Below are 19,496 nucleotides of genomic sequence, written 5' to 3' on the forward strand. Positions count from 1 at the left end.
ACCGCTAGCCGGAGAAGCCGAGCTGGCCCGGCGCGGACGGCGGGCCGCCGGGGCCGCCCATGCCGCCCATGCCCCCGGCCAGCGGGCCGAGGGCCTCGGTCGCCATCGCGTCGGCCTTCGCCTTCGCGTCGCGGTAGGCGGCCACGACCATGTCGCCGAGGTCGGCGAGGCTCTCGGCGTCGTCGGCGTCGAACGAGCCCGGCGTGAGCGTGACGCCGGTCAGCTCGCCGACGCCGTTGACCTTGACGGTGACCGAGCCGACGCTGCCCTCGACCTCGGTGTCGTGGAGCCGCTCCTGCGCCTGGGCGAGCTGCTCCTGCATCTGCTGCGCCTGCTGCAGCAGGGAGTTCATGTCGAAGCCGCCGGCGCCGAGCGCCTCGAACGGGTTTTGGCCCTCGGTCATGGTCGGTGCCCTTCGGTGGTCGTCATGAGTGCTTGATCTCCTCGATCGTCGATGCGCCGAGCTCGCGGGCGAGCAGGTCCTCGCTGCCGAGGTCGTCGGGGTCGGCGTCGAGGTCGTCGCGGCTGGCCACGGCGTCGGCGGCGGCCAGCTCGTCGGTGCGCGGGGTCTCGGCGCCCTTCGGCCTGGTCTGCTGGATCGCCTCGCGGGCGGCGGCCCTTGCCGCGCTCGGGTCGGGCGTCTCCGGTCGCGCCTCGTCGTCGGCCGCCCACGCGGGCGGCGCGTCGGGCGCGTCGGTGGCGGCCGGCTCCGGCGCGGGCTGGGCTTCTGACTGCGCCACGGGCGCGGGGTCGGTCGCCGCCCTGGTGACGACCGGTGCGGCCTCGGGCTGGGCGCCCGGGTCGACGATCGTCTCGATCTTCCAGTCGGCGCCGACCACGTCGATCGCGGCCTGGTGGACCACCTCGGCGCAGCCGCTGGACACGAAGCTGTCGCGCGCGCCGGCGTTGGCGAACCCGAGCGTGAGCACGTTGCCGTCGAGGCCGACCACCTGGCAGTTCTGGGTGAGGTGGATCCAGGCCATCCGGCGACGGGTCTTGGTGGACTCGACGACGTCGGGCCACAGCAGGCGGACGTCGACCAGGCTCAGGCTGCTGCCGCGGACCGGGGTCGGCGTGGGCTGGGCGGGCTGGGGGGTGGGCTGGGGCGAGGGCTGGGGCGTGGCCTCGGGAGCACGCTCCGGCTCGGGCGGCGCCTCGGCGGCGGGCTCGGCAGCGGGCTCGGCAGCGACCGGCGCGGGGGCAGGTGCGACGGGCTCCGGCGCGGCGACGGTGTCGGCCATCGCCGCCGGCGCCGCGGCTGCGGCGGGGCGGTCCTGGGCGGGAGGCGCCGTCGGAGCCGGGGCCGCGCTGGCGGCCGCGCTCGGGGTGCCGGTGATGGCGGCGCGGCGCTCGAGCCGGTCGAGGCGCGCGGCGAGGCCGTCGGTCGTGTGGTCGGCGCCGGGAAGCAGCACCCGGGCGCACAGCAGCTCGAGCAGCAGCCGCGGCGCGGTGGCTCCGCGCATCTCGGTGAGGCCGGTGGCGAGGATGTCGGCGGCCCGGCTCAGCTCCGTCGCGCCGAACCTGGCCGCCTGGGCGACCAGCCGGTCGGCGAGGTCTTCGGAGACGTCGATCAGGCCGCTCGCGGTGGCCCCCGGGACGGCGGCCACGATCACCAGGTCGCGGAGCCGCCGGAGGAGGTCCTCGGTGAAGCGGCGCGGGTCCTGGCCGGTCTCGACGACCTTGTCGACGACGCTGAACACCGACGCACCGTCACCGGCTGAGAACGCGTCGACCACCTCGTCGAGCAGCGCGTCGGGCGTGTAGCCGAGCAGCCCCGAGGCCAGCTCGTGGGTCACCCCGGCAGGGCCGGCGCCGCCGATCAGCTGGTCGAGGACCGAGAGCGTGTCGCGGGCCGAGCCGCCGCCCGCGCGCACGACCAGCGGCAATGCGGCGGGCTCGATGGCGACGCCCTCCTTGCGGGCGAGCTCGTCGAGGTAGGAGGACATGAGCCGCGGCGGGATGAGCCGGAACGGGTAGTGGTGGGTGCGCGAGCGGATGGTCGGGATGACCTTGTCGGGCTCGGTGGTCGCGAAGATGAAGCGGAGGTGCTCCGGCGGTTCCTCGACGAGCTTGAGCAGGGCGTTGAAGCCCTGGGTCGAGACCATGTGGGCCTCGTCGATGATGTAGACCTTGTACTTGCTCCTGACCGGCGCGAAGAAGGCCTTCTCCCGCAGGTCGCGCGCGTCGTCGACGCCGCCGTGGGAGGCCGCGTCGATCTCGATGACGTCGATCGACCCCGACCCGCCGCGGGCCAGGTCGCGGCAGCTGTCGCACTCGCCGCACGGATCGGCGACCGGCGCCTTCTCGCAGTTGAGCGCGCGCGCCAGGATGCGCGCGCTCGTGGTCTTGCCGCACCCTCGCGGGCCGCTGAAGAGGTAGGCGTGGTTGACGCGGTTGCCGGCCAGCGCTGCGCGCAGCGGCTCGGTGACGTGCTCCTGGCCGATGACCTCGGCGAAGGTCTCCGGCCGGTAGCGGCGGTAGAGAGCGAGAGGGGACTCCATTTGCCCTGAACCCTAGTTGCCGCCATCGACACCCGAAAGGCGGCTGTCCCGTCAGTACCAGCCGTACGCGCGCAGCTGCTCCTCGCTCAGGCCCAGGGCGTGCCCGACCTCGTGACCGAGCACCTTCAGCACCCGCGGGCCGACCTCCTCCACGCTGCGGCAGACGGTCAGGATCGGCAGCCGGTAGAGCGTGATGACGTCGGGCAGGGAGCCGGGCACCCTGCCGCCGGTCCTGGTCGTGGCGATCCCGCGGAACATCCCGAGCAGCAGCGTCCCCGGCTTCGCCTCACCTGGCTCGGGCAGCTCACGCACGACGACCGCGATGTGCGCCACCAGCGCGGCCGCCTCGTCAGGGAGCTGGTCGAGCGCGTCGCGCACCAGCTCGTCGAAGGCGTCGGGGGGCACGAGGCTCGGGTCCACCCCACGATCCTGCCCGGCGCCCGGAAGCGCATCGACGTACCGCGGGCGGGCCCGAACATGAAGAGGCCCCCCGCGTACCCGGCAGAGCTTGCCGACCCTTGCTGCCTTCCGGCCCTGGGGGAGTTGAGCTAGGTGCCGCCACACGGGGGGTTGCGACGAGTGTAGGTGAGCGCCGCGCGGGGCTCCAACGCGACGGTTCGATGGCGGTTCCGATTCGGTGGCCCCACGACCCGGCCGGTACTCTCCTGCGCGGAGGATTCGCCTAGTGGCCTATGGCGCTCGCTTGGAAAGCGGGTTGGGTTAACAGCCCTCGCGGGTTCGAATCCCGCATCCTCCGCCACTGCTCAGCGACCGGGTCACGGATCCGGCACCCAGTCGAGCACCGCGTGCAGCAGCTCCTCCGGCCTCGCCGCGCTGTCGAGCCGCAGCACGGGCTGCCGGCGCTCGCCGAGCCACCTCTCGTGCGCCACCAGGCTGCGGCCGTCGAACACCGGGTCGTCATAGCCGCGCGCCCACTCGAGGAAGACCTCCCACGCGTCGGCGTCGAAGGGGCGATCCGCACGCCGGTGCACCTCGCGGGCCTGAAGGCGCCGGATCCGCTCCTCGGGGTCGAGGGCCAGGAACACGATCGCGTCGCACTCGTCGACGACCGCGTCGCCCCACCCGATCATCGACCCGGACAGCACCCACGCCTCGCGGGGGACGAAGACGCTGCGCATCAGCGACAGCCGGTCGCCCTCGGGCCGCTTCTCGACGTACGGCGGATCGGTCGGCACCCAGAAGTAGTCGTCGGCGTCGGCGTGCGGCACCGACCAGTGGTTCGCCAGCGCCCGAGCGAGCGTGGTCGTGCCGGACCCGCTGGCCCCCAGCACGTGGAGTCGGCACCGTCGCATGTCGCCATTGTCGCGGGCCGGCCTGCGGGCCTGCGACGGCTCACAAGCGGATCGGCTGTTCCGCGGCGCGGACGTACTGCAGGGCCGCGAGCACGCGCCTGTTGCTGGCCGAGTCGGCGTGCAGGCCGAGCTTGGCGAAGATGCTGCCGACCAGCGGCTCCACCGTCTTGACGCTGAGGTGCAGCTCCTCGCAGATCGCGGCGTTGGAGAGCCCGCGCGAGATGAGCTCGAGCACGTCGTGCTCTCGCTCGGTGAGGCCGTCGAGGTGGCCGGCGCGCCGCTCGGCCGCGATGGCCTCCGTCAGGCTCAGGTGCTCGAGCACGAGGGCCGCTTGCCGGGCGAGGTCGTCGAGCAGCCGCTCCTCGGCACGCGAGAGCGGGTCCGCGCGCGAGACGACGAGCGCACCCCTGACCTCCTCATCGCGACAGACCGTCCGCAGGGCCGCCCACGGGCCGGCGGACAGCGAGGCGAGTGGGCCAGGCGGCGGCTCCGGGCCGCTCTCGGGCCAGAGACCGACGGCGTGCATGCCGTCCTCGCCGCCGAGCCACACCGAGGCGCTGGTGGCGCGCAGTGCCTCGGCGGTCGCGCGAGCCAGCGCCGCCGGGAGCTCGCGTGGGTCGCCACCGCTGCGCGAGAGCCACGTGAGCGCGGAGTACGCCGCGGCGTGCTGTCCGTGCACGATGGCGAGCCCGGCGGCCACGGGGATCAGCGGCGTCGTGAGCAGCCCCGCCCGGGGCGAGCCGGCCACGACGAGTCCCACCACAAGGGCGACCGCGGACACCGAGACGGCCGCGAGGAGCCAGCCCAGCTGGCGGGCCGCCTCGCCGGACCGCCAGCGGACCACCAGCACGACGACCCACAGCAGCTGCAGGAGCACGAACGACGGGTTGGTCACCCCGTCCCAGAGGGTCGAGACCAGGGCGGGCGACCCGCCGTGGATCGGGTGCCTCGTCTCGACGCCGGACGCCGCGTAGCCCACCGGCCAGCCCGCCGACAGGACCGTCGAGAACGCGGAGACGGCGACGACCGCACCCACGACCGGCCGCCACCGGCTCGAGGGCGGGCGGCCGTCGGGGAAGCAGACCACCCACACGGTGACCAGGCAGATCACCACCGGCACCAGCCACGTGCCGACCCACGCCCACCAGCGCACCGAGCCGCCGGAGTCCGCGTGCGCGACCTGCCGCCCCAGGAACATCACCGCCTCGACCGCCCCGACGACCAGCAGCAGCCGGCCCTCGAGGTGGCCGGACCTCTGGTGGAGGACGTAGACGCCGACCGCCGTGCACGAGAGCGCGAGCAGGCCGTTGTGGAGGTTGGGCAGCCACCAGCCCCTCGCCAGCCCGACGGTGACCAGCACCAGCACCACGCTGAGCGTCAGCACCGGCACGAGGCCGCGCAGGGAGGGGCGGGACACCGAGGAATCGTGACACCCACCGGCCTCTGAGTCAGCAGGGGAAACCCTGCTCGCGAGGTCCAGGGGTCTCCCCGTGGCGCGACGTCCGCCGTCTCCCGAGGCTGGCCGGCATGACCACCACCGCACCTGACATCACCCACGCCGCGAGTCCGGAGGAGCGGCTGCTCACCGGCTCGCTGCTCGTGGCCCCCGTGGCCTACCTGGCCGCCGACACGACGTACGCCGCACGCGGCTGGGACGACGGCACCGCCGGACTGCTCGCCGTTCTCGCCTCCATCGCCTACGGTCTGGTGTTCCTCCGCGTGGCCGGCTGGCTGCGGCCGGCCGCGCGGCTCCGCGCGGCGATCGTCGTCGTCGGCCTGGTCGGGATGTCCGGCGCCGTGGCCTACGGGTTCGACGCCATCCACCTGTCCCTGGGCGACACCGAGCTCGTCGACCGGGCCGGGGCGGCGACCCTCATCAAGCCGCTCGGGCTGTTCTTCCCCCTGGCCCTGGGCCTGGTCGGCGCGGCGCTCGTCCGGCTCGGCGCCCGCTGGCAGGGCGGCCTCGTGCTGGTCGCCGCCCTCGTCTGGCCGGTCGCCCACATCGGCAACGTCGCCCCGCTGGCCGTCGCCGTGAACATCGCGCTGGTCGCCGGCCTCGGCACGCTCCTCTGGCAGCTGCCGGTGGCGGAGGGCGACTCGCGCGACAAGCCCGGGAGCGACCTGCACGCGGCTCGGCGGGGATAGTCCGTGACGTGTGGGTTGCGGAAACGCTGGCTCCGCAGACCCAAACGTCAGGGACTATCCCGCCCCTGCCCCGGAGTCGCCGCCCCGGTGTCACGTTTGCGGTGCTGGCACGACTGCACCCCATGAGGCGCAGGTGGTGGGTCGCGGGGCTCGCGGTCGTCCTCGTGGTGGCAGGCGGCTACTGGTTCCAGCCGTGGCGGCTCGTCACCACCCGCGAGGTCGACGAGCGGCTGCCCGCGGTGGCCGGTCCGTCGTCACCCGGCAGCACCGCCACCACGAGCACGGAGCCGACGTCACTCGAAGCCGCCCCGACCCCGGTGGCGCCGGTCGAGCTCCTGCGCGGGCGGTTCGTCAGCCATGAGCACGGCACGAGCGGACGGGTCCGCGTCGTCGGCCAGCCCGACGGGCGTCGGCTGCTCGCGATCGAAGACCTCGACACCTCCGACGGTCCGGACCTGCACGTCTGGCTCACCGACGCCGAGGTCACCGACGACGGCTGGCGGGTCTTCGACGACGGGAGGTACGTCGACCTCGGCGAGCTGCGCGGCAACAAGGGCAACCTGGTCTACGAGCTGCCCGCCCGCGTCGACCTGGCCGACTACCAGAGCGTGTCGATCTGGTGCGAGAGGTTCTCGGTCTCGTTCGGAGCCGCGGCACTCACGCCCGCCTGACGGCTCGCCTCGACCGCCAGCCGGTCGACGAAGTCGTTCATCTCGTGCCCCGAGTGCCCCTTGACCCACTGGAAGGCGACGTCGCCGCGCTGCGCGACCAGCGTGACGAGCGGCTCCCAGAGGTCGCGGTTGGCGACCGGCTTCCTCGCCGACGTGACCCAGCCGCGGGCCTGCCACCCGGCGTACCACCGGTCGCGGAAGCAGTTGACGACGTAGGTCGAGTCCGACACGACCAGGAGCGGCCCCGACAGCGACCGCACCGCCTCGAGCGCCGCCCGGATCTCCATCCGCTGGTTGGTCGAGGGGTTCTCGGTGCCGGAGGCGAACTCCTCGGTCGAGAGCGCCCAGGCCCAGCCGCCGGGGCCGGGGTTGCCGGAGCAGGCGCCGTCGGTGAACACCGAGCGGGCGCCGGCCGGCACGGCCATGTCGGCAGGGCGGGGGCGGGAACCAGGACGGGGCATCAGCGGGAGACAGTACGCCGACGGCGCGCCAGCACCGGACGCAGGAGCAGGGCGAGCAGCAGCGTGCCGCCGCCGGCCAGGCCCCACCACACCGCGTCGTCGCGCGTCTGGGCGAGGACGTCCTCGGGCTCGTCGGGCACCGAGAGCAGCTGCGGCTCGTGCTCGACGGTGCCTGCCCCGACCTCCGTGCCGTCGTCGTCGACCTGCATCGGCCGGGTCAGCGCGTCCATCGCCTGCACCTCGCCGGCACCGACGAGGGTGTTGGGGACGTCGGGGCGCCCGTTGGCGGTGGTGAGCAGGCGCCGCACGGACGCCGCGATCGACTCGTCGCGCGCCGACTGGAGCAGGGCCAGCACGCCGGAGACCTCCGCGGCGGCGTAGGACGTCGCGGGGTCGGCCAGGAGGCACGACTCGCCGCGCAGCGAGTAGGACACGCCGCCCGCGGTGGGTGCGGCGACGTCGGTCGTCGAGTTCTCCAGCACCCAGCTCGTGGGGTCGGGGTTGCTCGACCCGGCGGGGGTGGCGTTGACGCCGAGCACGTGCTCGAGGTCGGCTGGGTGGATGTACGGCGCGGCGTCCTCGCCCGCGGCGTGCGCCTCGAACGACGCCGGCAGGTCGCTCGGCAGCTCGGAGGACCGGTTGCCGGTCGGGGCGACCACCACCGCCCCGAGCTCCCAGAGCCGGGCGATCCTGGCCTCGATCTCGGGGTCCTCGGGGATCGCGAGCGACATGTTCACGATCCGGATGTCCAGGGTCGGCACCGCGGCGATCACGGCGTCGAGGCCCTCGCGCAGGTTGTCGACCGTCATCGGCGACTCGGTGCTGTCGGGGGCGGTCGACGCGTCCGGCTCGTCGTAGACGCGCACGTCGAAGATGCGCGCCCACGGCGCGATGCCCACGGGCCCGCCGCCGGGCCGGGCCCGTCCCGCGATCAGGCCCGCCACCGCCGTGCCGTGGTAGTAGACCGGCTCCTGCTGCTTGACGCCGGCCCGGACCGGCTCGCCCGCGCGACGGATCGGAGCCGAGCTCGCGACGCCGGAGTCGATGACCGCGACCGTCACGCCCTCCCCCGGCTTGACGCGCAGCTTCTTCAGCCGTGCCAGCGCGTCGTCGACGCCCATCTCCTGGAGCGGCAGGCTCGGCGCGCTCGTGGCGAAGTGCGTGGTGTCCTGCAGCGGGATGGCCTGGCAGTCGGCCTCCACGCCGTCGTCGGCGACCGCGGCCGGGCACACGACGAGCGAGGCCGTCACCGCGGCGCCGGCGAGCGCGAGCCTCACGTCGGCGGCTTCCGGCAGTCCTCCGACGACTGCGGCTGGCCCGGCTGGTTGGCCGGCGGGCACAACGCCGCGCTCGTCGAGAGGGCCACGCCCTCGTCGAACAGCCCGGCCCACTCGTCGGGCACCACGGGCGCGGTGCTCTCGTCGTAGCCGAGCTTCTCGAGCGTGATGGGACCGCCCACCAGCGGGTAGGCCTTGCCGAGGGGGTCGATGACGATCGTGGAGTCGCTCTCGGTCTCGTCCCAGGTGCCGACCTGGACGAACGCGCCGCGGCCGCGGTCGAGCGAGACCGTCCGCTGGGCGGCGGCGATCTCGCCCTCGGCGCCCGCCTCCGGCGACTCGGCGTCCGCGGTCGGCGAGCCGGCCAGCCACACCCGCGGAGCCTGGCCCGCCGCGACGTCGAGCTGCGCGCAGGGGGCCGAGTTGAGCGGCCCGAGCGCCGTGTCGGGCCAGTGCGCACCGGTGTAGGTCGTCTCGGCGTACGACGCGGGCAGGCCCACGCCCTCGAGCAGGCGGGGGCCGTGCTTGAACGACGAGTTCTCCAGCACCGCGAGCGCGAACGGGTCCAGCGGCTGCCAGCCGCCGTCGATCACCATCGCCGCGCGGTCGCCGTCGACGACGTAGTCGCCGACCCGCGCGTCCGGCACCGGGGCATCGACCGCCTTCCGGCCGAGGTGGGGCAGGTCGAACCCGCCCGGCCCGATCTCGCCGCCCTCCGGGAACAGCGCGAGCCACTGCGCCGGCACGTCGATCGCCTCGACCTTCTGACCGAGGCCGTAGTCGATCAGGAGGTTGTCGCCCTCGGACTCGGCGATCGGGTAGCGGTAGGCGCGCTGCTCGCGAGCCTCGCGGCTGCTCGAGGTGGCGATCAGCCAGTAGCGCTCCGCGCTGTGCACGACGATGGCTGCGCTCGTGGTCGGCGTGACCCGCTCCTCGTCGGACACGTCGACGGCGATGCCGACGTCGTCGTTCGTGCACGCGGTCCAGCCCGTCTGGATGAACTGCCGCGGCCGCGGCAGGGTCTGCGGCGCCCCCAGGATGCCGATCGGGATGCCGGGCGTCTGCTCGTCGACGACCTCCTGGTCGACGGAGGTGGCCTTCACGTCGGCACCGAGGATCAGCTGCGCCGAGGTGATGTTGATGACCGGGATCAGCTCGGGCGGGTCGTCCTCCTCGAGGATGACGTACGTCGCCGGCTGGTCGCCCCGCGTGACCACCAGCCCCACGCGGTTCCAGTCCTCCGGCGTGCGCGCGGAGAGCACCGAGGCGATCGCGGCACCGGCGACGAGGAGCACCGCGAGCGCGAGCCCGCCGACCACGGTGCGACCGGGGCGCGACGGCTCCACCTCGCGCCCGCCCGGTGCGCCGGAGAGGAACGCCGTGACGAGCCGGCGCCGCGAGAACGAGTAGGCCTCGACGAGGTCCTTCTTGGTGGCCATCAGGATCAGCTCTTGATGGCGGAGTAGATGCCGGTCGCGAGCACCACCAGCGGCAGCAGCGCGAGGAGCGAGACGGTCTCGGCGAGGTCGCCGAGCCGGCCCCGTCGCAGCGACGAGGTCGTGGGCACCAGCGTGAGCGCGAGCAGGGCGGCGCCGGTCGCGGCGAGGGTGACCGCGACGGTCGGGCGCCAGTCGGGGTGCATCCACAGCAGCGAGACGGCGATCGACCCCAGGCCGAGGATGCCCGAGCCGAGCCCGACGAGGACCTCCTGGCCGGTGCGGTACTGGCGGGTCCGCAGCATTACGACCAGGCAGGAGACGACCGCCAGGAGCGTGCCGGAGAGGCCCAGGCTCACGGCGAGCGGCGCGACCAGCACGAGCAGCAGGCCGACCGTCGCCGAGGTGGCGACCAGGATCTGGTGGGCGAGCCGGGCGTCGGAGCGGACGCGCGCCGGGTCGATCTCCTCGGGGTCGGCGGTGATGTCGGCCGGGGCGAACAGCTGGTCGACGTGCGTGCTGGTGACGCCGAGCGCGAGCCAGGGGAAGACCGAGCCCGCGAGCACCACGACCGCCAGCGCCGTCGTGAGCACCACCGCGGGGTCGAACGAGCCGGCCCGGGTCAGCAGCCCGGTGGCGAGGAAGATCGCCCCGACCACGACCGGCGGCAGCGCGAGCGTGCGCCCTTCGCCGAGGCCGACGACGCAGATCAGGGCCGCCACCAGCGCCCCGCCGCCTGCGCACGCGACCGGGAGGCCGAAGAAGTCGCCGTCCTCGCGCAGCACGAGCATCAGCCCGGCGAGCGCGGCGTAGAGGCAGCCCATCCAGGCCACCACCACCGCGGCCTCGGGCTCGTGCTGGGCCCGCGAGAGCACGATCGCGCCGGCCACCAGCGCCATCGCCACGACCGCGGCGGCGACGCCCGCCAGCAGCGAGGTGTACTGGATCAGCAGCGCGACAGCGCCGAGCGCCATGAGCAGGCCCGCCGCCGCGAGGGCGGTACGCCGACCGGAGGCCGGCGCCCACGGCTGCAGGTCGCGCTCGACCACGTCGGTCATCGCCTCGACGACGTCGTCGTAGATGCGCGGCGGTGCCTCGTCGACACCCGCGGTGACCGTGAGCAGGCCGCCGTCCTCGACCCCCTGGGTGATCAGGCCGGTCTCGGGTGCGAGCTCGCGGCCGTCCGCCGTGACCACGCGGTAGCCGCCGTAGGCGGTCGCGGCGTCGAGGAGCCCGACGCTGCGAGCCAGCTCGGGCACGAGCTCGGCCAGTGGCACCGAGCCGGGCAGCACGAGGTCGACCCGGCGGGTGCCGGACGAGACGCTGACCCGCACCAGTCCCGACGTGCTGACCGGTGCCTGACTCATGTGACCTCCCGAATGGTGACGAACGGGACTGTAGTGCGGGGAGTACCCGCCCTCCTCACACGGCAGGAGGACCGGCGCCGGGCGCCGGTCCTCCGAGGTGTCGTGCGACGTGTCGTGCGAGCTGCGGTGCTCCAGGCTCAGCCGATCTGGAACGAGTTGGCGCCGCGCATGTCGGCCGAGTGGTAGTCCTGGTTGGACTGGCCCACGGTCGTGCCGGTGTCGTTGAGGAGCTGCATCATCTCGGCGATCGCGGTGTCCCACTTGCGCTTCGCGTCGACGTAGGCCGTCTGCGCGTTACCGGACCACTCGCTCTGCAGCGGGGCCAGGTCGCGCTCGAGGTTGTTCATGCGGTCGTCGATGTCCTTGACCATCTTGTAGAGATGGTCGGTGACCTCCTGGAGGCCACCGTGGTTGACGACGAGGCCGTCGAAGCCACTGCTGGTCATGTCTCTCTCCTTCGTCCTGTCGTCCGGGTCAGTACTGCTTCACGCCGTCGAGGCGGCTGTGGTTCTTGTTCATGTTGTCCGACTGCGCCTGGTCGGTGTTGATGTTGTCGCGCTCGGTCGAGGTCAGCGCGGCCTCGAAGTCGTTGAGGGCGCGGACGATGCGGTCCTGCTTCTCGGTCCAGGCCTGGTGCAGGCCGAAGAAGGCCTTGCCGCCCTGGCCCTGCCACTTGCCCTGGTAGCCGACGATCGTGTCGGACATCGTCCGCGAGAGCCGGTCGAAGTCGCTCTTGGCGTTGGCAACCATGCCCGCCGCGCGTGACAGCGTCCGGTCGCCTGCCTTCATCTCTGGCGTCGCCATGTCGCCTCATCCCTTTCCGTGAGCGGCATGTCGAAGCCACCCGAGTCGTGTGTGCGATGTGTGCTGCCGTGCGCCGGATCGTCAGTGTGACCCGGACAACCCCGTTCTCCCCGCGAGCCGGACCCCTAAACCCGGAACTTGATTTCCCACAGGGTCCGGAAGAGCCCCGACGCGACGACGAGCGCGGCGATCGTCCCGGCGCCGGCGAGGCCCTCGGCCACCTCGGCACGACGCGACCACCAGGCCGAGCGCCAGCCGCGGCCGGTCGCCACCGCCACGACGACGAGGAGGACGGCGAGCAGGATGCCGGCGATGCCCACGGCGATGCGCTGCCCCGGGTCGACGACGTCGAGCAGCACGACGGCGAGCGCGGCCCAGCAGCTGAGCCCGGCGCCGCGCAGCAGCGCGCGCGCGGCGGGGTGCCGGTAGCTGCGCGCCGCTAGCAGCAGCGCCGCTCCGGAGAGCCCGACCATCACCCGCGCGCCGATGCGGTCGACGGGCAGGTCGGCGGTCTTCAGCAGCATCGGGGCCGACACCGCGACCACCGCCCACACGCCCGCCGCCGACGCGGTGACGATCCGCGCACCGCGGGCCGCGACGTGGGCGACCGCGCTGGGCGGCACCATCGTCCGGCCGCGCCGTCCGGCCGGCCGCTCGCGGGCGGACCAGGCCGTGACCGCCAGGCGCTCGAGGTCGATGAGGAACTGATCGGGCACGTCGACCGCCATCGCCGGCACGAAGCGCGCGGCCAGCGTCGCGGCGAGCAGCAGCACGCTCCACACGACGCGCGGGTCGGCGTGCAGCAGCGCGCCGGCAGCCGTGACGAGGAACAGCCCGACACCGACCACGATCCAGACGCGCAGCGCCTCGTCGCCCTGGACGTCGAGCGCACGGGCGACGCCGGCCGCGACGGCCGCGACCAGCGCGGTGACACCGACGACCGTCGGGAGCCGCTCGGTCTCCGGCTCCCAGACGACGGCGAACGCCGCGGCGGCCGCGAAGGCGGGCGCGGCGACCATGCGGTGCGCACTGAGCCGCCCGACGGGCAGGACGCCCAGGAACGCCGAGAAGCCGAGGAGACCGACCGTCAGCCGTCCCTCGTCGCTGTCGAGGCCGCCGACCCGGGCGCCGAACCAGCCGGCCAGCCCCGCGACGGCTACGGCGACGGCGAACCAGGTGACCGAGAACGGACCTGGGGGCGGGGCGTCCGCCTCGACGGCCACGTGGTCGCCGGCGTGCCGGCGCACCGCGCCTCCGGCGGCCAGGACCTCTCCGCTGCGGATGCCGAGGTCGGCCATCGACGCGCCGGGTTCGAGCACGGTCCCGGTGCGGCGGTGCAGGGTCGGCGCGAACTGGAGGCCCGCCCGGGCGGCGTACTCGCGCGCGACGTCGTCGACCGACGCCTCGGGCGGCACCACGAGGTCGAGGGCACCCGCGGGCCCGTGCACGGTCAGCGCGACGGTGTCGTGCGCCAGCCGCCTGCCGCCCTCCATCGCGCCACCACCTCGTGTCCCGTCACCGAGCCGGACCAGCCCGGCGTGATCCCGGGCCGGTAGCGAGACTAGTTCCCCGATTCGGGGGCACACCTATCATCGGACGGTCCGGCTCGGGGATGACGGGAGTGGTGTGACGACGACGGAGAGGCCGCTGGTGCCACGCACCGCGGCACCGGGCGGTGGCCTCACCCCCGCCCTGTCCGCCACCGGGTCGACGACGCAGACCCCGGGGCCGGGCACGAGCACGCTGCGCGGCGGCCGGGTCGGCGAGCCCGAGCTGCCCCACGGCCAGCTCCAGCTGCAGCCGCCGCCCCAGATCGAGCAGTCCGAGGGCGCCAGCGGCGTGCTGATGAACGCGATCCCGATGCTCGGCTCGCTGGGCTCGATCGTGCTCGTCGCGACGATGAGCGGCGCCAGCACCGGCGGCCGCCAGTACATCGCGGCCGGCATGTTCCTCTTCGCGACCCTCGGGTTCGTCGTCGTGCAGATCGACCGCCAGCGCAAGCAGCGGATCCAGCAGGTCACCGGCACCCGCACCGAGTACCTCCGCTACCTCGCCAACGTCCGCCAGCTCGCCCGCGAGGCCGCCGACCAGCAGCGGCAGGCGCTCACGTGGCACCACCCCGAGCCCGCCGCGCTGCCCGCGCTCGCCGAGGACCGCACCCGCATCTGGGAGCACGGCAGCAGCGACCCGCGGTTCCTGCACGTGCGCTACGGCGTGTGCCACCAGCCGCTCTCGCTCGAGCTGCTGCCGCCCGAGAGCGCACCGATCGACCAGGTCGACCCCGCCGCGGCGTCGGCGCTGCACCGGCTGCTCGTCGTGCACCGGCTCCAGCCCGACCTCCCGGCGTCGGTGGACCTGCGGGCGTTCGACCGGATCGAGGTGTGCGGCCCCGAGGAGCCGGCGCGCTCGCTGGCGCGGGCGATGATCTGCTCCGCGACGGCGTTCCACTCCCCCGAGCACCTCGTCGTCGCCGTGCTCAGCACCGAGCAGAACCTCGCGCACTGGGACTGGATCAAGTGGCTGCCCCACGGCCAGAGCGCGCAGCAGTCCGACGCGGTGGGGCCGCGGCGGATGGTGTCCACCTCGCTCGACGAGCTGGCGTCCCTGCTGCCGGCCGACCTGAGCGAGCGGCCGCGCTTCGGCGCCGAGGAGCGGCCCGCGACCCCGCACATCCTCCTCGTGATCGACGGCGCCGAGCTGCCGCCGGGCAACCACACCGTGCCGCCCGACGGCGTGCACGGCGTCACGGTGCTCGACCTGCCGGTGCGCTGGGACGAGCTCGAGGACCCGACCCGGCTCCGGCTGCAGTTCGAGGCGGCGTCCGAGGCGACGGAGCCCGTCGGCGGCCGCTACCCGGTGCAGGCGCTGCGGCTGCGCGACGAGGTGATCCGCGCCAAGGTCGACCAGTGCTCGCTGGCCACGGCCGAGGCCTTCGCGCGGCGGCTCACGCCGCTGCACACCGTCAGCGGCGTGGTCGAGAGCAGCGGCGCCGAGTCGAGCGGCGACGCCGACTTCATGGAGCTGCTGGCGCTCGGCGACGTGCACCGGTTCGACCCCGACCGGGCCTGGCAGCAGCGGCCGGCCCGCGACCGCCTGCGGGTCCCGATCGGCACCGGCGAGGGCGGCGCGGTGGTGCACCTCGACATCAAGGAGTCCGCCCAGCAGGGCATGGGCCCGCACGGCTTGGTGATCGGTGCGACCGGCTCGGGCAAGTCGGAGTTCCTGCGGACGCTCGTGCTCGGGCTGACCATGACGCACTCCCCCGAGCACCTCAACATGGTGCTGGTCGACTTCAAGGGCGGTGCGACGTTCGCGGGGATGTCGGAGCTGCCGCACGTGTCGGCGGTGATCACCAACCTCGCCCAGGAGCTCACGCTCGTCGACCGCATGCAGGACGCCCTGAGCGGCGAGATGGTGCGCCGGCAGGAGCTGCTGCGCGAGGCCGGCAACTTCGCCTCGATCCGCGACTACGAGAAGGCACGGGCCACTGGCGAGCCGCTCGAGCCGCTGCCGTCGCTCTTCATCGTCGTCGACGAGTTCTCCGAGATGCTCGCGGCCAAGCCGGAGTTCATCGACCTGTTCGTCGCCATCGGCCGGCTCGGCCGCTCGCTGGGCCTGCACCTCCTGCTCGCCTCTCAGCGGCTCGAGGAGGGTCGCCTCCGCGGCCTCGAGTCGCACCTCTCCTACCGCGTCGGCCTGCGCACGTTCTCGGCGCAGGAGTCGCGTGCGGTGCTCGGCGTGCCCGACGCCTACGAGCTGCCGCCCATCCCGGGCCTGGCCTACCTCAAGCCGGACCCGACGACGATGGTGCGGTTCAAGGCGGCCTACGTCTCGGGCCCGCCGTCCGGTCGGGTGCGCGTACGCCGCGACGAGGGCGGCAAGCTCCGCGGCATCCTGCCGTTCACGATCTCGGAGGTGCTCAAGCTCGACGTGCCCGTCGACGAGCCCGAGCCCGAGCCGGCGCCGGTCGAGCCCGGCGACCAGCAGTCGCTGCTCGACATCGCCGTCGGGCACATGGTCGGGCACGGGCCGGCCGCGCACCAGGTCTGGCTGCCGCCGCTCGACGTGCCCGACACCCTCGACGAGCTGATGCCCGACCTCGCGGTCGACCCGCGGCTCGGCCTCGTGTCCCAGGAGTGGCGCGCGCTCGGCGGCCTCGTCGTACCCCTCGGCACCGTGGACCGACCGCGCGAGCAGCGGCGCGACACCCTGTCGGTCGACCTGTCCGGCGGTGCCGGCCACCTCGCCGTGGTCGGTGGCCCGCGCAGCGGCAAGAGCACCACGCTGCGCTCGGTCGTGGCCGGGATGGCGCTGACGACGACACCGCTCGAGTCGCAGTTCTTCGTGCTCGACTTCGGCGGCGGCACCTTCGCGGGCATGGCCGGCCTGCCGCACGTCTCCGGCATCGGCACCCGGTCGGAGCCCGACGTCGTGAGCCGGATCATCGCCGAGGTCACCGGGATCGTCGACCGGCGCGAGCGCTACTTCCGCGCCAACGGCATCGACTCGATCGAGACCTACCGCACGCGGCGCGCGCAGGGTCGGGCGGACGACGGGTACGGCGACGTGTTCCTCGTCATCGACGGCTGGAGCACGCTGCGCGCCGACTTCGACGACCTCGAGCTCGAGATCCAGCAGCTCTCGACCCGCGGCCTGACCTTCGGCCTGCACATCGTCGCCGCGACGGGTCGGTGGGCCGACTTCCGGGCCGCGATGCGCGACATGTTCGGCAGCCGCCTCGAGCTGCGGCTCGGCGACCCGCTCGACTCCGAGATCGACCGCCGGATCGCGGCGCTGGTGCCGCAGAACCGGCCCGGGCGCGGCCTGGTCTCGAGCAAGCTGCACTTCCTCACCGCGCTCCCCCGCGTCGACGGCGACGTGCAGGCGTCGACGCTCGGCGACGGCGTCGACGACCTCGTCCGGCGGGTGGCCGAGGCCTGGACCGGACCGGCCGGCCCGAAGCTGCGGCTGCTCCCCGAGCGGATCTCGCTGGACGACGTGCTCGCCCAGGCCGGGGCGCCGGCGGTGCTCGCCGACGAGGCCAAGGGCGCGCACCCGCTCGTCGTCGGCATCAACGAGAAGGAGCTCGCGCCGGTCTCGCTCGACCCCGACACCGAGCCGCACCTGCTCGTGCTCGGCGACGGCCAGTCCGGCAAGAGCTCGATCCTGCGTGGCCTCGCGCGCGAGGTGATGCGCACCCGCACGCCCCAGCAGGCACAGCTGGTCGTCGTCGACTACCGCCGCGCGCTGCTCGGCGAGGTGCCGGAGGAGTACCTCCTCAACTACCTCACCTCCGCCAACCAGGCCCAGCCGGCGCTGCGCGACCTCGCGACGTACCTCGAGAACCGCATCCCGGGCCCCGACGTCACCCCCGAGCAGCTGCGCAGCCGCTCGTGGTGGAACGGCGCCGAGGTCTTCGTGCTCGTCGACGACTACGACCTGGTCGCCACCCAGCAGAGCTCGCCGGTGGCGGCGCTGCAGCCGCTGCTGGCGCAGGCGCGCGACGTCGGCCTGCACGTCGCCGTCGCGCGGCGTACGGGTGGCGCGTCGCGCGCGCTCTACGAGCCCGTGATCCAGTCGCTGCGCGACCTGGCCATGCCCGGCCTGATGCTCTCCGGCAGCCCCGACGAGGGGCCGCTGCTCGGCAACCTGCGCGCCGTGCCCGCCCCGCCCGGCCGCGGCCGCCTCATCACCCGCGAGCGCGGCGTCGAGGTCGTCCAGATGGCGTGGACCGACCCCACCCTCTGAGCGCTGACCCGGCGCGAACTTCGAGCCGGCTCGACGTCGACCCGGCGTGAAGTTCGAGCCGGGTCGACGTCCGGGTCAGGTGTGGGTGTGGACGCCGGGGCCGTTGAGCTTGAAGCCGGGCAGGTCGCCGAGGTGGTACGTCGCCTCGAAGGTCCGGCGGTAGCCGGTGTGGGCGACCCGCCAGCCGTCCGGGGTGCGCACGTAGCGGTCGCTGTAGAACGCGCCGCCCTCGAGCATGAACTGGAACGCCTCGACGATCACGCGGTCGTAGAGGTACCAGCCACCGGTGGCGGTGTCGCCGTCGACCTGGATCTCGGGGTGGTGGGCCTGGTGGAGGGTGATCAGGCCCTCGCCGAGGTTCTCGCGCATGTAGGCGACGAGGGCGGCGCGGTCGTCGAAGACGAGCCCGTTGTAGTCGCCGGTCGCCTCGGGCACGAAGCACTGCTCGAAGCCGTCCCAGTCCTTGGAGTCGAGGGTGCGCAGGTAGCGGTACTTCAGCTCGCAGATCGCGCGGACGTCGCGCTCCTCGAGGACGAGAGCGGCGAGGTCGGGCAGGTCGTCGGTCACGCTGCGCAAGGTAGTGCACAGGTGACGCGGGGGGCGGACGCGTCCGTAACCGACTGTCAACACGCCGTCAACCTCGGCGCGATCTTCGCCCGGCAGGCTCGGTGCATCCGACAGGAGGCACCGTGGACGACGACGACGAGCAGCAGCCGGGCGCTCCCGAGCGCTCGGACCCCAAGCACCGGCACGCGCAGGCGCTCGCCCGGCTGATGGCCGAGCGCGAGGACCTGCGCGGCGTGCACGCGCTGGCCGACCTCGTCAGCGACGCGCTGCGCTGGTCGGCGTGAGGTCAGGGCGCAGTCAGCGCAGGCTCGCGACCGCGGCGACGGCGTAGCGCCCGCACGTGGCCAGGCGCCGTACGCCGCGATGCCGAGCGCCTCGCCGACGCTTCCACGGCCGTGGAACCGTGGCCGTTGCAGACTAGGGACATGGCCACCAGCCCGTCAGCCGAGCCGTACGTCGAGGCCGGCGGCGACGTCGACATCGCCGCCGCGGCCGCGCTGTTCGCCGACCGCACCCGCGCATCGATCCTGGGTGCCCTGGCCGACGGGCGGGCGCTCGCCGCCAGCGTGCTCGCGGACGAGGCCGGAGTCAGCGCGCAGGCGGCCAGCGCGCAGCTGGCCCGGCTCACGCAGGCGGGCCTCATCGACGTCGAGGTGTCGGGCCGGCACCGCTACTACCACCTCGCCTCGGACCGGGTGGCCACGGTGATCGAGGCGCTCTCCGCGCTCGCACCGCCCAGGCCGGTCCGCTCGCTGCGGGAGGGCACCCGCGCGGCCGCGCTGCGCCGGGCGCGCACGTGCTACGACCACCTCGCCGGCCGCTACGGCTGCGCGGTCACCCAGGCGCTGCTCGACCGAGGCGCCCTGCTGGCGAGCGACGGGATCGACGACACGCGCCGGCGCAGCCACGACCCGCTGTCCTCACAGCTCCACGAGCACCCCTACGAGCTCGGCCCGCACGCCGGACCGGTGCTGGTCGAGCTCGGGGTCGACCTCGACGGCGTACGCCGCGGGGGCGGGCAGCGACCGCTGCTGCGGTTCTGCCTCGACTGGAGCGAGCAGCGCCACCACCTGTCCGGGCGCCTGGGGGCCGCGGTGCTCGACGCCTTCCTCGCCCGCCGCTGGGTGCAGCGACGCCCGGGTCACCGGGCGCTCACGATCACCGAGGCCGGCGAGTCGGCGCTGGCCGGGCTGACCGCGGGGTAGC

18 protein-coding genes, 1 tRNA gene and 1 other RNA gene are annotated in these 19,496 nt (G+C 74.0%); 6 read left to right on the plus strand and 14 right to left on the minus strand.

All coding sequences use genetic code 11. The features are described 5' to 3' along the window. Positions 1–4: 4 nt before the first annotated feature. From G514_RS0119610 to ffs, 4 genes are all read right to left on the minus strand, one after another. Complete coding sequence (locus G514_RS0119610; RefSeq protein ID WP_028653132.1) at positions 5–403, minus strand: YbaB/EbfC family nucleoid-associated protein; 399 nt, start codon at positions 401–403, stop codon at positions 5–7. Between the two features lie 22 nt (positions 404–425). Further along, positions 426–2,501, minus strand: a complete 2,076-nt coding sequence (locus G514_RS0119615) for a DNA polymerase III subunit gamma and tau (RefSeq protein WP_028653133.1) — start codon at positions 2,499–2,501, stop codon at positions 426–428. A 51-nt stretch (positions 2,502–2,552) separates the two neighbouring features. Next, positions 2,553–2,921, minus strand: a complete 369-nt coding sequence (locus G514_RS0119620; RefSeq protein ID WP_028653134.1) for a metallopeptidase family protein — start codon at positions 2,919–2,921, stop codon at positions 2,553–2,555. Between the two features lie 61 nt (positions 2,922–2,982). Next, positions 2,983–3,073: signal recognition particle sRNA small type (gene ffs / locus G514_RS30000), an RNA gene on the minus strand. 99 nt (positions 3,074–3,172) lie between these two features. On the opposite strand from ffs, the gene G514_RS0119625 reads away from it, so the two are divergent. Continuing rightward, a tRNA-Ser gene (locus G514_RS0119625) sits at positions 3,173–3,261 on the plus strand. 16 nt (positions 3,262–3,277) lie between these two features. Here G514_RS0119625 and G514_RS0119630 read toward each other — a convergent pair. Further along, positions 3,278–3,814 (minus strand): P-loop NTPase family protein, encoded by a 537-nt coding sequence (locus G514_RS0119630; RefSeq protein ID WP_028653135.1) that lies wholly within the window; start codon positions 3,812–3,814, stop codon positions 3,278–3,280. Positions 3,815–3,854: 40 nt separating this feature from the next. Further along, complete coding sequence (locus G514_RS31220) at positions 3,855–5,231, minus strand: helix-turn-helix transcriptional regulator (RefSeq protein ID WP_051247820.1); 1,377 nt, start codon at positions 5,229–5,231, stop codon at positions 3,855–3,857. A gap of 110 nt (positions 5,232–5,341) precedes the next feature. Here G514_RS31220 and G514_RS0119640 point away from each other — a divergent pair, with 110 nt between their 5' ends. Together G514_RS0119640 and G514_RS0119645 are read left to right on the plus strand one after the other, a co-directional pair. Continuing rightward, positions 5,342–5,959, plus strand: a complete 618-nt coding sequence (locus G514_RS0119640; protein ID WP_028653136.1) for a hypothetical protein — start codon at positions 5,342–5,344, stop codon at positions 5,957–5,959. Positions 5,960–6,081: 122 nt separating this feature from the next. Further along, positions 6,082–6,630, plus strand: a complete 549-nt coding sequence (locus tag G514_RS0119645; protein ID WP_028653137.1) for a DM13 domain-containing protein — start codon at positions 6,082–6,084, stop codon at positions 6,628–6,630. Here G514_RS0119645 and G514_RS27920 read toward each other — a convergent pair. The 7 genes from G514_RS27920 to G514_RS0119680 all read right to left on the minus strand — a co-directional run bounded on the left by G514_RS27920 (position 6,558) and on the right by G514_RS0119680 (position 13,468). Beyond that, entirely contained in the window at positions 6,558–7,055 is a 498-nt protein-coding gene (locus G514_RS27920; RefSeq protein WP_051247822.1) for a ribonuclease H family protein, read from the minus strand. The genes G514_RS0119645 and G514_RS27920 overlap by 73 nt on opposite strands. Before the next feature lie 35 nt (positions 7,056–7,090). Then, positions 7,091–8,368 carry a S8 family serine peptidase gene (locus tag G514_RS0119655; protein ID WP_028653138.1) on the minus strand — a complete coding sequence of 426 codons (1,278 nt, stop codon included), beginning with the start codon at positions 8,366–8,368 and terminating at the stop codon, positions 7,091–7,093. Continuing rightward, the gene (locus tag G514_RS0119660) at positions 8,365–9,807 is read right to left on the minus strand and encodes a type VII secretion protein EccB (protein WP_028653139.1); all 1,443 of its coding nucleotides are present in this window, start codon (positions 9,805–9,807) and stop codon (positions 8,365–8,367) included. Before G514_RS0119660 ends, G514_RS0119655 begins: the two co-directional genes overlap by 4 nt. A gap of 5 nt (positions 9,808–9,812) precedes the next feature. Continuing rightward, complete coding sequence (gene eccD / locus G514_RS0119665) at positions 9,813–11,171, minus strand: type VII secretion integral membrane protein EccD (RefSeq protein WP_028653140.1); 1,359 nt, start codon at positions 11,169–11,171, stop codon at positions 9,813–9,815. A gap of 137 nt (positions 11,172–11,308) precedes the next feature. After that, positions 11,309–11,617: a WXG100 family type VII secretion target gene (locus G514_RS27925; protein WP_051247824.1), complete on the minus strand. Its 309-nt coding sequence runs from the start codon at positions 11,615–11,617 to the stop codon at positions 11,309–11,311. A 28-nt stretch (positions 11,618–11,645) separates the two neighbouring features. Continuing rightward, positions 11,646–11,975, minus strand: coding sequence for a WXG100 family type VII secretion target (locus G514_RS27930; protein ID WP_084152245.1), 330 nt, complete (start codon positions 11,973–11,975; stop codon positions 11,646–11,648). Between the two features lie 125 nt (positions 11,976–12,100). Further along, positions 12,101–13,468, minus strand: a complete 1,368-nt coding sequence (locus G514_RS0119680; RefSeq protein ID WP_028653141.1) for a ubiquitin family protein — start codon at positions 13,466–13,468, stop codon at positions 12,101–12,103. Positions 13,469–13,625: 157 nt separating this feature from the next. Here G514_RS0119680 and eccCa point away from each other — a divergent pair, with 157 nt between their 5' ends. After that, positions 13,626–17,723: a type VII secretion protein EccCa gene (gene eccCa, locus G514_RS0119685; RefSeq protein WP_245582279.1), complete on the plus strand. Its 4,098-nt coding sequence runs from the start codon at positions 13,626–13,628 to the stop codon at positions 17,721–17,723. Positions 17,724–17,798: 75 nt separating this feature from the next. Here the strand turns inward: eccCa and G514_RS0119690 are convergent, their stop codons facing one another. Beyond that, positions 17,799–18,290, minus strand: coding sequence for a nuclear transport factor 2 family protein (locus G514_RS0119690; protein ID WP_211222191.1), 492 nt, complete (start codon positions 18,288–18,290; stop codon positions 17,799–17,801). A gap of 122 nt (positions 18,291–18,412) precedes the next feature. Between G514_RS0119690 and G514_RS30765 the strand changes: the two genes are divergently transcribed. Then, the gene (locus G514_RS30765) at positions 18,413–18,574 is read left to right on the plus strand and encodes a hypothetical protein (RefSeq protein WP_169576513.1); all 162 of its coding nucleotides are present in this window, start codon (positions 18,413–18,415) and stop codon (positions 18,572–18,574) included. Positions 18,575–18,715: 141 nt separating this feature from the next. After that, positions 18,716–19,495, plus strand: a complete 780-nt coding sequence (locus G514_RS0119700; protein WP_051247826.1) for an ArsR/SmtB family transcription factor — start codon at positions 18,716–18,718, stop codon at positions 19,493–19,495. Position 19,496: the final 1 nt, after the last annotated feature.

It is taken from the genome of Nocardioides halotolerans DSM 19273, assembly GCF_000422805.1.
Lineage (GTDB): Bacteria > Actinomycetota > Actinomycetes > Propionibacteriales > Nocardioidaceae > Nocardioides > Nocardioides halotolerans.

Coding starts and splice junctions, on each gene's coding strand:
- G514_RS27920 (WP_051247822.1), bottom strand. CDS start 7,055: ATGGCCGTGCCGGCCGGCGCCCGCTCGGTGTTCACCGACGGCGCCTGC.
- G514_RS0119640 (WP_028653136.1), top strand. CDS start 5,342: ATGACCACCACCGCACCTGACATCACCCACGCCGCGAGTCCGGAGGAG.
- G514_RS0119680 (WP_028653141.1), bottom strand. CDS start 13,468: ATGGAGGGCGGCAGGCGGCTGGCGCACGACACCGTCGCGCTGACCGTG.
- G514_RS0119660 (WP_028653139.1), bottom strand. CDS start 9,807: ATGGCCACCAAGAAGGACCTCGTCGAGGCCTACTCGTTCTCGCGGCGC.
- G514_RS27925 (WP_051247824.1), bottom strand. CDS start 11,617: ATGACCAGCAGTGGCTTCGACGGCCTCGTCGTCAACCACGGTGGCCTC.
- G514_RS0119645 (WP_028653137.1), top strand. CDS start 6,082: ATGAGGCGCAGGTGGTGGGTCGCGGGGCTCGCGGTCGTCCTCGTGGTG.
- G514_RS0119615 (WP_028653133.1), bottom strand. CDS start 2,501: ATGGAGTCCCCTCTCGCTCTCTACCGCCGCTACCGGCCGGAGACCTTC.
- G514_RS0119610 (WP_028653132.1), bottom strand. CDS start 403: ATGACCGAGGGCCAAAACCCGTTCGAGGCGCTCGGCGCCGGCGGCTTC.
- G514_RS27930 (WP_084152245.1), bottom strand. CDS start 11,975: ATGGCGACGCCAGAGATGAAGGCAGGCGACCGGACGCTGTCACGCGCG.
- G514_RS0119700 (WP_051247826.1), top strand. CDS start 18,716: ATGGCCACCAGCCCGTCAGCCGAGCCGTACGTCGAGGCCGGCGGCGAC.
- G514_RS0119630 (WP_028653135.1), bottom strand. CDS start 3,814: ATGCGACGGTGCCGACTCCACGTGCTGGGGGCCAGCGGGTCCGGCACG.
- eccD (WP_028653140.1), bottom strand. CDS start 11,171: ATGAGTCAGGCACCGGTCAGCACGTCGGGACTGGTGCGGGTCAGCGTC.